We start from the raw sequence: 10,483 nt of genomic DNA, 5'->3' as shown, positions 1-10,483 counted from the left end.
CGACCGCGGTCGGGTCGGTCTCGCTGACTTTCCCCAGCAGGCTGGCCTGTCGCATCTCGGTGAACGCGTCCAGCGTGTTGTTGCAGGGCGGGCCGTCGTTGCCCAGCGCGACGGTGATCCCGCGGCGCCGGTACTCCTCGACGGGCGCGACGCCGGAGGCGAGCTTCATGTTCGAAGACGGGCAGTGGGTGACGTGGGTGTCCGTGTCCGCGAGCAGCTCGCGCTCGCTCTCGTCGGTGTGGACGCAGTGGGCGAGCACCACGTCCTCGCCGGTGAGGCCGACCTCGTCGAGCCAGTGGACGTTGCGCATCCCGGTTTCGGCCTCGACGGTCGCGATCTCGTCGGCGTTCTCGCTGGCGTGGGTGTGGATCCTGACGCCGTCGTAGCGGTCCGCGAGCTCGCGGGCGCCGCGGAGGCAGTCCTCCGTACAGGAGACGGCGAAGCGCGGCGTGACGGCGTACTGGATCCGGCCGTCCTCGACCCCGTGGTACTGCCGGATCAGCGCCTCGCTGTCCCGGAGCGCCGTCTCGGTGGGCTCCTCCAGCCCCTCGGGGGAGTCCTTGTCCATCAGCACCTTCCCCATCCGGGCGCGGATCCCGCGCTCGCGGGCGGCCTCGAACGCCTCGGCGGCGTGGTGGACCGAGAGGTGGTCGATCACGGTCGTCGTGCCGGAGGCCAGACACTCCAGGTAGCCGAGGTCGGCCGCGAGGCGCATCCCCTCGGCGTCGAGGGCGGCCTCCATCGGGAGGACGTAGTCGAACAGCCAGTCGAGCAGTTCCGCGTCGTCGGCGACGCCCCGGCCCAGCGACTGGACGGAGTGGACGTGGGCGCCGACGAGCCCGGGGGCGACGATGTCGAACTCCCGGCGCTCGTGGGCCGGGAACCGATCACGGAGGTCGGCGGCGGCCCCGACGGCCTCGATCGTGTCGTCGGCGACGACGACGGCGCCGTCCTCGACGATCGTTTCGGCGTCGACGACGACGGTTCCGGTGAGCAGCATCCCCTCCGTGGGAGGGGGTGGAGGATTAAGAGCGTGGCTATGCGGGCCGGCGACGCTCAGACCCCCAGCGCCTCGAGCAGGTCGAACCCCCAGCCGAGGTGGGCCATCACGTAGTAGCCGACGTAGATCCCCACGATGGCGACGACGCCCGGGAGCGCCGGCGGCGCCGGGATCGGCAGCCGGAGGAACGTGAACAGCGCGCCGGTGACGATGCCGACCGCGAGAGCCGCGATGACGGCGGCGACGTTCATGGTTCCCGGAGCCACGCGGTCGGGGAAGGTAAAGGCGGCTATCGGCGCCGACGGCGCCGCGGGGCCGGAGTCAGCAACGTTAACCGTCGCCCCGCCCGATTCGTCCCTATGAGCTACGAGGACGAGATGGAGAACCCCGAGAACCCGGTCGCGACGATCCACACCACCCACGGCGACATCGTCGTCGAACTGTTCGAGCAGCGTGCGCCGACGACGGTGCAGAACTTCATCAGCCTCTCGACCCACGCCGAGGACTACGACGACGCCGAGGTCGGCCCCGAGGGCGAGGCCTGGGAGGACGACGGCGAGAAGCGCGTCGACCCGCTGTACGACGACGTCGCGTTCCACCGCATCATCTCCGGCTTCATGATCCAGGGTGGCGACCCGACCGAGACCGGCCGCGGCGGCCCGGGCTACCAGTTCGACGACGAGTTCCACGACGAGCTGACCCACGACGGCGCGGGGGTCCTCTCGATGGCCAACTCCGGCCCGAACACCAACGGCTCGCAGTTCTTCATCACGCTGGACGCCCAGCCCCACCTCGACGGCAAGCACGCCGTCTTCGGCCGCGTGATCGACGGGATGGACGTGGTCGAGGAGCTCGGCTCGGTCCCGACCGACCGCAACGACCAGCCCCAGGTCGAGGCGAAGCTCGAGTCCGTCGACGTCGACGAGTAAGCCAGTCGCGGCTCGCGACCTGTCGCGGCCGTGGCGCCCGACGCCGCGACCGTATACCGGCCACCTGCGGCCCCTTCTGCGGTTTCCACCCGCGCTAGCGACGCGAGTGCGGTGTTTGCAGTCCACATAAGCGTTGCCGGCAAGGCTTATCCCCGTCCGTGGCAGAGGTTGACACGCACAGCATGTTCGAGCAGTTCTCCAGCGGCTACTACCTGGGGGTGTTGTACGTCCAGCCAGGGGCGGACGAGGCCGCCCTGAACGTCGAGGACCACGAGGCGGTCAACCGGCAGCTCTACGGCGACAGCGAGGGGATCGAGCGGCTCGACTCCCCGCTCGTGATGAAGCTCGACGGCACGCACTTCCCGGTACAGGGTGCGGAAGGCGTCCCGACGGGCACGCTGACGGTGCCCGAGTCGCTGGCCGACGACGACCTGCCGGCGCGCCGGGAGGTGCTGCTGGCCCGCCCCGAGCGCGCCGGCCAACTGCTCAAGTACGGCGGCTGGCAGCCCCCGGACGCCGCGTAGCCACGACGGCGCGGGGTTCAGGCACCGCCTAACACGCCCGTAGGCACCGCGTTACTTTACCCCTATACCCCAACTGCCGGCTATGGCGACGGGTCAACGCGACGAGGGGGTCGAAGAACAGCTGTTGGAAGCGCTCGATGCGGCCGAGAGCCGGGAAGTACGGTACCACATCCGCGAGACGTTGCAGCATCTCCATCTCGACGACTGAACCGACCTCACGACGAGCCCCGAAGCTACAAACCCCTCCCCGCCCGCGGGTTCGGTATGCTCGACCGCCTGCTGGGCCGGCGCCGCCTGAAGGAGCGAATCGCGGAACTGGAAGCGGAGCGTGAGAGCCTCCAGGCACAGGCCGAATCAGCGAAGGAGAGCCGCGCCGACGCCGTCAGCGCCCGTCAGGAGGCCGAACGCGAGGTCAACCGGCTCGAGGACCGCGTCACCGAGCTCGAGGACCGACTCGACCGCGCCGAGGGCGACGCCGAGACGGAGCTGAACTACCGCCACGAGGAGACCGCCCGCGGCGGCCGGATCGAGGCCGTCGCCGACCGCCTCCGCAGCGTCGACGCCGGCCGGGAGGGCGCGCTGACCGCGTTCGTCGCCGACGACGGGGAGGTTCCGGAGCCGGTCCGGGAGAGCCTCGGCGACCGCTCCTCGCTGGTCGCCGACGCCGCGCCGTGTCTGGTCTGCGCCGACGACGCCGGCCTCGTCGCCGCCGCGCTGTCGCTCCCGATCGAGCCCGAGCCGTTCGTCGAGTGGGACGACGGGTTCCGCGTCGAGCCGTCGTGGGTCCGGCCGACCGGCCGGCTCTGCTTCGCGCTCGTGCGCTCGGACACGTTCGCCCTCGGCGTGTACGAGGACGGCGAGCGCGTCGAGTTCGCGGGGTTCGAGAGCCACGTGATGAACGAGCACTCCAAGGGCGGGTTCTCGCAGGACCGCTTCGAGCGCCGCCGGGACAACCAGATCGCCGAGCACCTGGAGGAGGCCGCCGAGACCGTCGAGGAGCACGCGGCCGACGCCGACCGCGTGGTGATCGTCGGCGAGAAGAGCGTGCTCGGCGAACTGCGCGATCTCGCGGACGCCACCGCCCGCGTCGACGCCACCGGCGAGCCCGAGCCGGCGCTCGAACACGCGTTCTCGGACTTCTGGCGTGTCAACGTTCGAGGACTGTGAGTTACCGCGGGCCACCGATTTATACCCTCCCTCCTCTATCCCCACACCATGCCCGACCAGCGACGACTCGCGATCCTCGCCCACGAGAAGTTCCCCGACCGCGCGAAAACCGCGCTCGGCGTGATGCGCTACAGCGACGACGAGACCGTCGCCGTGATCGACCGCGACACCGCCGGCAGCCGGGTCCACGACCACACCGACACCGTGCCGGACGCCCCCATCGTCGACTCCTTCTCGGCGATCGACGACGAGGTGGACGCGCTCCTGATCGGCATCGCCCCGATCGGCGGCGGCTTCGACGAGTCCTGGCGCCCGGACGTGACCGCCGCCCTCGAGGCCGGCGTCGACGTGGTCGCCGGCCTCCACTACTTCCTGAACGAGGACGAGGAGTTCGCCCGCCTCGCGGCCGAACACGGCGCCGAGCTCCACGACGTGCGCGAGCCCCATCCGGGGATCGGCGTCGCGGAGGGGAAGTCCGACGAGATCGACGCCGAGGTCGTGCTCACGGTCGGCACCGACTGCTCGGTCGGGAAGATGACCGCGACCTGCGAGCTCGTCGACGCCGCCGAGGAAGCGGGGATCGACGCCGGCTTCATCCCCACCGGGCAGACCGGGATCATGATCGCCGGCTGGGGCAACCCCGTGGACCGCGTGATCTCTGACTTCACGGCCGGCTCGGTGGAGGAGATGCTGCTCGAGAAGGGCGACGAGCACGACGTGCTGTTCGTCGAGGGCCAGGGGAGCATCGTCCACCCCGCCTACTCCGCGGTCACCTGCGGCATCCTCCACGGCTCGATGGCGGACAAGCTGGTGCTCTGCCACGAGGCCGGCCGCGAGGTCGTCCACGGCTACGAGGACACCGAGCTCCCGCCGATCCCCGAGTACGTCGACCTGTACGAGTCGCTCGCGGCGCCGGTCCACGAGACGGAGGTCGTGGCGGGCGCGCTCAACACCAAGGACGTCGACGGCGACGACGCAGCCCGTGAGGCCGTCGACGCCTTCGCCGACGAACTCGGCGGCGTCGCGACCGATCCGGTCCGGTTCGACGCCGCGGAGATCGTCGACGAGATCGTGGGGGAGCGATGAGCCTCGACACCGAGTTCGAGCGCGTCTCGCTGCCGCTGGCGAACGCGTTCACGATCTCGCGAGGCACCCAGGAGACCGCCGACAACGTGATCGTGAAGATCACCGACGAGGGCGGGATGACGGGGATCGGCGGCGCCGCACCCTCGGCGCACTACGGCGAGACCGCCGACACGGTCGAGGCGGTGCTCCCCGACCTGCTCGACGTGGTCGAGGAGGTCGGCGACCCCCACGCGCTGACGACGATCGAGGAGCGGATGCGCCACACCGTCGCGCGCAACCCCGCGGCGCGGTGTGCGGTCTCGATCGCGCTGCACGATCTCGCCGCCAAGCGCACGGGCCTCCCGCTGTACCGGATGTGGGGGCTCGACCCCGACGAGACGCCGACGAGCTCGTTCACGATCGGGCTCGACACGACCGAGAAGATCCGCGAGAAGACCGCCGACGCCGTCGACGCGGGCTACTCGACGCTGAAGGTGAAGCTCGGCACCGACCGCGATCGGGAGATCATCGGCGCGATCCGGGAGGAGGCGCCCGAGGCGACGCTGCGCGTCGACGCCAACGAGGCGTGGACGCCACGGGAGACCGTCGATAACTCCCGCTGGCTCGCCGAGCACGGCGTGGAGTTCATCGAACAGCCCGTGCCCGCCGAGGACCCCGAGGGGCTGAAGTTCGCCTACGAGCGCAGCGAGCTCCCCATCGCCGCCGACGAGTCCTGCGTTACGCTCGCGGACATCCCCGAGATCGCCGACAGGTGCGACATCGCGAACCTGAAGCTGATGAAGTGTGGCGGCCTGCTCGAGGCGAAACGGATGGTCCACGCGGCCCGCGCCGAGGGGCTGGAGGTGATGCTCGGCTGCATGATCGAGAGCAACGCCAGCATCGCCGCCGGCGTCCACCTGGGGCCGCTGCTCGACTACGCCGACCTCGACGGCTCGCTACTGCTCGAGTCGGACCCCTACGACGGCGTCGACCTCACGGACGGCGAGATGCGGCTGGCGGAACTGGGGCTGCCCGGCACCGGCGTGCGAACGGAGTAGTCGGTCGCCGACGCGGTCGGCCCGCCCTCACTCCTCGAACTCCGCGTCCCGGTCGGTCTCCCGGAGGATGAACGGGCCGATCGACAGCGTGCGCTTGGTGACGGTGACGATGCGGAGGATGTACGAGAGCAGCACCGCGAACGGGAGCAGCGCGACCGCGACCACGGCCGCGATCTGCAGCAGCGAGACGGGGAGCCCCGCCACGTACGTCGCGGGGGCGTCGATGTCGAAGAACAGCAGCGCCCACGTCGACGCCAGCAGCGAGGGGAGCGACACCCAGAGGATCGACCGCGAGAGGTCGATCAGCTCCCACTGGAAGTACAGCGTCTTGAAGTGCTCGCGGGCGGGGCCGAACAGCTCGAGCACCGCCGAGAGCGCCTCGAACCGCTCGATCGCCGCCTCGCTCAGCGCGTCCTCGTGTTCGGCCCGGAGCCGCCGGGCGGTGTACAGCTTCCAGGAGTAGTTGAAGTCGAGCGCCGAGCGGATCACGTCGAACTCGCCGAACCGCGCGTCGTCGAGCCCCTCGCGGACGGTCTCGCTGTTCTCCCGAATCCCGTCGACGAACTCCCGGATTCGGTCGGCGAGCTCCGGGTCGAGCTCGGTCAACGCCGCCTCGAGCTCGTCCGCGCGGCGCTCGGTCGACCGGACGAGCGCCCGGAGGAACGCCGAGGGCTCGGTCGGGCTCACCGGCTCGTCGATCAGCTCGCTCACGTCCGAGCGGAACGCGGTCGCCTCCTCCATCCGCTCGCGCTGGTCGCCGACGGCGCCCTGCTCCTGTGAGAGCACGAGCTGTGAGAGGGTGAGCACGAGCGTGACGCCGGTGACCGTCGAGCCGACGAGCGCCTGCGCGAGCGTGTCGACCGAGTCGCTCGCGGTGATGAGCACGTGGGCGGGCTTCGGGTGGGCGACGCCGCCGACGACGACGCCGAAGAAGAGGAAGGCGACGATGCCGAGCGCGACCAGCCGCCGGTCGGCACTCATCAGCAGCCAGAGCTTCGTCGTGCTCACGCCCGCCCGCTCGCGGATCGTGTCGCTGGTCTGCCCCCGCGAGTCGTCGGCGTCGCCGTCGCTCACGGCGGCTCACCTCCGGGGGCGGTCGGGTCCGCCACGCGGAAACGGGGGTTCACTCCTCGTCCCGAAGCTCCTCCAGTTCGCTCTCGATGTCGGCGTCGGTCTCGGCGTCGGCGGTCGTCGACTCCTCCGCCTCGTCGGCGCCGTTGGCCTCGACGCCCTCGTCGAGTTCGCTCTTCAGGGTCGCGAGTTCGGACTCGACCTCGTCGTCGGTCCGCCCCTGTTCGAGCTCCCGGTCGATGCGGTCCTCGTCGGAGAGGGCGTTCTCGAACGCGCCCGTCTCCTCGAGCTCGTCCATCGCCTCCGCGCGGGCCTCCATCTCCTCGGTGCGCTCCTCGGAGCGCTCGATCGCCCGGGTCACGTCGGCCATCTCGTCGCCGGCGCCGGTCATCGCCTCGGAGACGCGGGTCTCGGCCTCGGCGGCGTCGTGGCGCGCCTTCAGCGTCTCCTTGCGCGTGCGGAACTCCTCGATCTGGCTCTGGAGCTCGTCCTTCTTCTCGACGAGGCGGTCCTGGGACTGCTGGAGGTCGGCGATCTGGGCTTCCAGGTCCTCGATCTCGTTCATCTTCGACTTCTTCTTCTCCAGCGCCTCGCGGGCGAGGTCGTCGCGGTCCTGCCGGACCGCCTCGCGGGCCTGCTCGTTGTGCTTCTCGACGTTCTCCTCCAGCCGGCGCTTCTGGATCTCCAGGCGCTTCTTCTGGGTCGTGAGGTCCGCGATACCCTGCTTGACCTCCTGGAGCTGATCGCGCATCTGCTCGTAGGAGTAGTCCAGGGTCTCGTTGGGGTCCTCGGCGCGGTTGAGCACCGAGTTCAGCTTCGACCGCACGATGTAGGAGGCACGCGAGAGGATTCCCATAGCCGGGTATGGGGCCGTCAGCGCCTTAAAACCTCCCGCGAGCCACGAGTAACCCGGAGCGGAAGGCGCTTTGGGGAGGCTCCCGACCAGTAAGCATGAGCGACAGCGAACCGGTCGTCGTCCCTTGCGCCCGGGACGTGCGGGGGAGCCTCGACACGGCTGCGGCCGGCGACGGAGCGCCGGGCGCCGACGAAGGCAACTCGACCGACGCCTGCGTCGTCGCCTGCCCGCCCCACCCCCAGCACCGCGGCCACCGCGGCGACAACCGACTCGTCGCGATCAGCGACCGCCTGACCGAGCGCGGCGTCGACTGCCTGCGCTTCGACTACGGCGAGTGGGACGAGGGGTACGGCGAACTCGGCGACACGTACGCCGCGATCGAGTGGGCGAGCGAGCGCTACGACGCGGTCGGGCTCACGGGGTTCAGCTTCGGCGGCTGTCTCACGCTGCTCGCCGCGGGCGGGACCGCCGTCGACGGCGCCGCGGCCGCGACGCCCGATATCGACGCCGTCGCCGCGCTCGCGCCGCCGGCGCGGCTGAACGACGACCTCGACGCGCTGCCCGCGATGGAACGCGTCGACGCCCCCGCGACGGTGGTGTACGCCGAGCGCGACGACATCGCCGACTGGGAGCCGGTCGTCGAACGCGCCGAGGCGCTGGGCTGGCCGACGACCGGACTGTCGGCGGGCCACCTGTTCGTCGGGCGGATCGCGGAGGCCGGCGACGCCGTCGGCGCGTTCCTGCTCGACGCGCTCGGGGAGTGAGCTACCGCGTCGCCTCGCGGTAGCCCGCGACGACGTAGCTCGCGGTCAGCACGACGGCCATCGCGATCACGAACGCCCAGAACCCGACGGTGAGAGCGTCCGTGATCGCCGGCCCGGTGATCTCGGGATCGAACAGTCGCCACAACAGCACCGCGGCGGTCGCGATCCCACCGACGACGAACGGGGCGAGGAAGCGCGGATCCCACAGCGAGCCGTCGGTTTCGGCGTAGCTCACCACGTAGTTCCGGAACGTGCCGACGAACACGTACACCGCGAACGCCCAGAGCAGGCCGGTGAGGACGGCCGTGAGGACGTCGACTGCTGCGATCCCCGCGGCGCCACTGCCGAGCAGCGAGCCGGCGGCGCCGACGAGGAACGCGGCGACGAGGAGGGCGTGCCACGGTTCGAAGCGATCGGGGAGGGCCATGCGGCGGGCGTCGACGGCGCGGGAGAAAAGCGTGCCGCCGCCTAGTTGTACTCCCGCCAGGTGTTGTCGCACTCCTTGCAGCGCAGGAAGCGCGTCGGCGGCTCGTCCGCGGAGGCGGTCTGGCGGATCTCGTACCACGCCTCGCCGTGGCCGCAGGCCTCGCAGGTCACGTCCGACGCGGTGGGTTTCCCCTCGTACTCGGCGTCGTCGTCGGCCTCGATCAGGTCGCCGTCGGTCTGCTCCTCCGTCGAGACAAACGCCGCCTCGGCCGCCTCGTCGCGGGGCTGGCTGGCCTCGCACTCGGTGCAGACCATCCGGTCGCCCTCCGCGACCATCATCGAGCCGCAGTCGTCACAGAACTGCATACCAGAACTCGGGCGGCCGCGCGGGAAAGCCTGTTCACTCCTCGACCGCGAACCCCGACAGCGACTCGTCGTCGTCGGCGACCTTCGGGCAGCCGCGCACCCGGAACTGGTCGTCGTCGACGAGTTCGACGATCTCGGTGCCCTCGTTGGTGCAGGTCGCGGCCGGCGGCTCGGCGAAGAACTCACAGCGCTGGCAGTACTCCCGCTTGTCGACGACGTGCTCGTCGGGCGTCTCGGTCGGCTCGACCGCCGGTTCGACGCCGGCTTCGACCCCGGCGTCCTCGCCGAGCAGGTCCGTCACGTCGGCGTCGCCCTCGACGACGGCGTCCCAGACTTCCTCGCCGTCGACGTCGCCCACGTCGACCTCCTCGAACAGCTCCGCGGCCTCGGCCTCGCTGACCGGTTCGCCCTCCTCGACCGACGCGAACGGGTCCGGGCCGGGGTCGTCGGCCGCCTCGCGCTCGGCCTCGATCCGGTCGCGGAGCGCCGAGAGCGGGACCTCCTCGTCGTCGGCTTCCTGGCCGCCGTGCTCCCCGACGCCGTCGTCGCCGTTCGCGTCGCGGTCCTCAGCCATCGTCGGCGAACACCTCCTCGGCGGGCGCGGGGTCGAACGACTCGCCGGTCAGCGCCGGCTGGTCGCCGGTCACCAGCGTCGCGGAGCCGAGGAACCGGCTGCCGGGCTCGACGCCGACGAACGACTCGCCGCAGTGGGGGCAGCGCGGGTCCGACAGCAGGCCGATGTGGACGCGCTTACTACAGTGCTCGCAGTCGGCGGTGCCGACGTTCCGGCGGTTGGCGTCGGCCTGTAGCTCCTCGACGGCTTCCCGGCGGGCGTCGGCGGCCTCGAGCTCGGTGACGCGCTTCCGCAGGTCGACCACCGCGCTCGCGAGCGTGTCGAGCTTCCGCTCGGCATCGTCGGCGCGGTCGGCCAGCGAGTCCAGCACCGCCTCGTAGTTGTCGAAGCCGCCGTCGACTTTCCGGTCGAGCGCCGCGAGCGCGCGCCGGAGGTCGGCGATCTCGTCGGCCTCGGCGCGTTCGACCTCGTCGATGCGGTCCTCGATCTCGGGGTGGTCGTGCTCGGCATCGGCGCGGGACCGGGCGACCTGCATCACCTGGACGACGCGGTCCCGCACGTCCTCGATCCGCTCGTCGGTGTCGGCATCGAGCTCGTCGACGCGGTCGGTCAGCTCCCCGAGCTGCTGCTCCAGCGGCGGCACGTCCGTCGCGTCCTCGGCGTCGGTGAGAACCCGGTGGGTC

At 71.0% G+C, this 10,483-nt stretch carries 15 protein-coding genes; 7 read left to right on the top strand and 8 right to left on the bottom strand.

Annotation, left to right across the window (positions count from 1 at the left end; genetic code table 11):
- Both ACP95_RS14965 and ACP95_RS14960 read right to left on the bottom strand, forming a co-directional pair.
- Positions 1–1,000, bottom strand: a 1,000-nt coding sequence (locus tag ACP95_RS14965; protein WP_049981968.1) for a 5'-deoxyadenosine deaminase, incomplete at its 3' end; no start/stop codon positions are given.
- A gap of 56 nt (positions 1,001–1,056) precedes the next feature.
- Complete coding sequence (locus tag ACP95_RS14960) at positions 1,057–1,251, bottom strand: XapX domain-containing protein (RefSeq protein WP_049981967.1); 195 nt, start codon at positions 1,249–1,251, stop codon at positions 1,057–1,059.
- A 108-nt stretch (positions 1,252–1,359) separates the two neighbouring features.
- Here ACP95_RS14960 and ACP95_RS14955 point away from each other — a divergent pair, with 108 nt between their 5' ends.
- The 6 genes from ACP95_RS14955 to ACP95_RS14935 all read left to right on the top strand — a co-directional run bounded on the left by ACP95_RS14955 (position 1,360) and on the right by ACP95_RS14935 (position 5,743).
- Positions 1,360–1,929 (top strand): peptidylprolyl isomerase, encoded by a 570-nt coding sequence (locus ACP95_RS14955; protein WP_049981966.1) that lies wholly within the window; start codon positions 1,360–1,362, stop codon positions 1,927–1,929.
- Positions 1,930–2,111: 182 nt separating this feature from the next.
- Positions 2,112–2,453 (top strand): DUF5802 family protein, encoded by a 342-nt coding sequence (locus ACP95_RS14950; RefSeq protein ID WP_049981965.1) that lies wholly within the window; start codon positions 2,112–2,114, stop codon positions 2,451–2,453.
- Positions 2,454–2,535: 82 nt separating this feature from the next.
- Positions 2,536–2,661 carry a hypothetical protein gene (locus ACP95_RS16500; protein WP_272913178.1) on the top strand — a complete coding sequence of 42 codons (126 nt, stop codon included), beginning with the start codon at positions 2,536–2,538 and terminating at the stop codon, positions 2,659–2,661.
- A gap of 56 nt (positions 2,662–2,717) precedes the next feature.
- On the top strand, positions 2,718–3,620 hold the full coding sequence (locus tag ACP95_RS14945) for a Vms1/Ankzf1 family peptidyl-tRNA hydrolase (RefSeq protein WP_049981964.1): 903 nt from the start codon (positions 2,718–2,720) through the stop codon (positions 3,618–3,620).
- Positions 3,621–3,668: 48 nt separating this feature from the next.
- On the top strand, positions 3,669–4,706 hold the full coding sequence (locus tag ACP95_RS14940) for a DUF1611 domain-containing protein (protein WP_049981963.1): 1,038 nt from the start codon (positions 3,669–3,671) through the stop codon (positions 4,704–4,706).
- Complete coding sequence (locus ACP95_RS14935) at positions 4,703–5,743, top strand: dipeptide epimerase (protein ID WP_049981962.1); 1,041 nt, start codon at positions 4,703–4,705, stop codon at positions 5,741–5,743. The genes ACP95_RS14940 and ACP95_RS14935 overlap by 4 nt, the downstream gene beginning before the upstream one ends.
- Positions 5,744–5,770: 27 nt before the next feature.
- Here the strand turns inward: ACP95_RS14935 and ACP95_RS14930 are convergent, their stop codons facing one another.
- Entirely contained in the window at positions 5,771–6,817 is a 1,047-nt protein-coding gene (locus tag ACP95_RS14930; RefSeq protein WP_049981961.1) for a hypothetical protein, read from the bottom strand.
- Between the two features lie 49 nt (positions 6,818–6,866).
- Positions 6,867–7,670, bottom strand: a complete 804-nt coding sequence (locus tag ACP95_RS14925; protein ID WP_049981960.1) for a PspA/IM30 family protein — start codon at positions 7,668–7,670, stop codon at positions 6,867–6,869.
- 95 nt (positions 7,671–7,765) lie between these two features.
- Here ACP95_RS14925 and ACP95_RS14920 point away from each other — a divergent pair, with 95 nt between their 5' ends.
- A complete protein-coding gene (locus ACP95_RS14920; RefSeq protein ID WP_049981959.1) occupies positions 7,766–8,434 on the top strand; it encodes an alpha/beta hydrolase in 669 nt (222 codons plus the stop codon).
- Position 8,435: 1 nt separating this feature from the next.
- Here the strand turns inward: ACP95_RS14920 and ACP95_RS14915 are convergent, their stop codons facing one another.
- The 4 genes from ACP95_RS14915 to ACP95_RS15920 all read right to left on the bottom strand — a co-directional run.
- Positions 8,436–8,861, bottom strand: coding sequence for a hypothetical protein (locus ACP95_RS14915; protein ID WP_049981958.1), 426 nt, complete (start codon positions 8,859–8,861; stop codon positions 8,436–8,438).
- Positions 8,862–8,902: 41 nt separating this feature from the next.
- Positions 8,903–9,226, bottom strand: coding sequence for a transcription factor S (locus ACP95_RS14910; protein WP_049981957.1), 324 nt, complete (start codon positions 9,224–9,226; stop codon positions 8,903–8,905).
- Between the two features lie 34 nt (positions 9,227–9,260).
- Positions 9,261–9,800 carry a hypothetical protein gene (locus ACP95_RS14905; RefSeq protein ID WP_049981956.1) on the bottom strand — a complete coding sequence of 180 codons (540 nt, stop codon included), beginning with the start codon at positions 9,798–9,800 and terminating at the stop codon, positions 9,261–9,263.
- A partial coding sequence (locus ACP95_RS15920) for a hypothetical protein (RefSeq protein ID WP_049981955.1) occupies positions 9,793–10,483 on the bottom strand: 691 nt, incomplete at its 5' end. The genes ACP95_RS14905 and ACP95_RS15920, both read right to left, overlap by 8 nt.

This window comes from Halolamina rubra, from assembly GCF_000739555.1.
In the GTDB taxonomy this organism is placed as follows: Archaea; Halobacteriota; Halobacteria; order Halobacteriales; family Haloferacaceae; genus Halolamina; species Halolamina rubra.
This window is presented reverse-complemented; position numbering and strand designations above follow the sequence as displayed.

Excerpts from the sequence above, each read along its gene's own strand:
- ACP95_RS14960 (WP_049981967.1), bottom strand. The coding sequence starts at position 1,251 with ATGAACGTCGCCGCCGTCATCGCGGCTCTCGCGGTCGGCATCGTCACC.
- ACP95_RS14955 (WP_049981966.1), top strand. The coding sequence starts at position 1,360 with ATGAGCTACGAGGACGAGATGGAGAACCCCGAGAACCCGGTCGCGACG.
- ACP95_RS14950 (WP_049981965.1), top strand. The coding sequence starts at position 2,112 with ATGTTCGAGCAGTTCTCCAGCGGCTACTACCTGGGGGTGTTGTACGTC.
- ACP95_RS16500 (WP_272913178.1), top strand. The coding sequence starts at position 2,536 with ATGGCGACGGGTCAACGCGACGAGGGGGTCGAAGAACAGCTGTTGGAA.
- ACP95_RS14945 (WP_049981964.1), top strand. The coding sequence starts at position 2,718 with ATGCTCGACCGCCTGCTGGGCCGGCGCCGCCTGAAGGAGCGAATCGCG.
- ACP95_RS14940 (WP_049981963.1), top strand. The coding sequence starts at position 3,669 with ATGCCCGACCAGCGACGACTCGCGATCCTCGCCCACGAGAAGTTCCCC.
- ACP95_RS14935 (WP_049981962.1), top strand. The coding sequence starts at position 4,703 with ATGAGCCTCGACACCGAGTTCGAGCGCGTCTCGCTGCCGCTGGCGAAC.
- ACP95_RS14925 (WP_049981960.1), bottom strand. The coding sequence starts at position 7,670 with ATGGGAATCCTCTCGCGTGCCTCCTACATCGTGCGGTCGAAGCTGAAC.
- ACP95_RS14920 (WP_049981959.1), top strand. The coding sequence starts at position 7,766 with ATGAGCGACAGCGAACCGGTCGTCGTCCCTTGCGCCCGGGACGTGCGG.
- ACP95_RS14915 (WP_049981958.1), bottom strand. The coding sequence starts at position 8,861 with ATGGCCCTCCCCGATCGCTTCGAACCGTGGCACGCCCTCCTCGTCGCC.
- ACP95_RS14910 (WP_049981957.1), bottom strand. The coding sequence starts at position 9,226 with ATGCAGTTCTGTGACGACTGCGGCTCGATGATGGTCGCGGAGGGCGAC.
- ACP95_RS14905 (WP_049981956.1), bottom strand. The coding sequence starts at position 9,800 with ATGGCTGAGGACCGCGACGCGAACGGCGACGACGGCGTCGGGGAGCAC.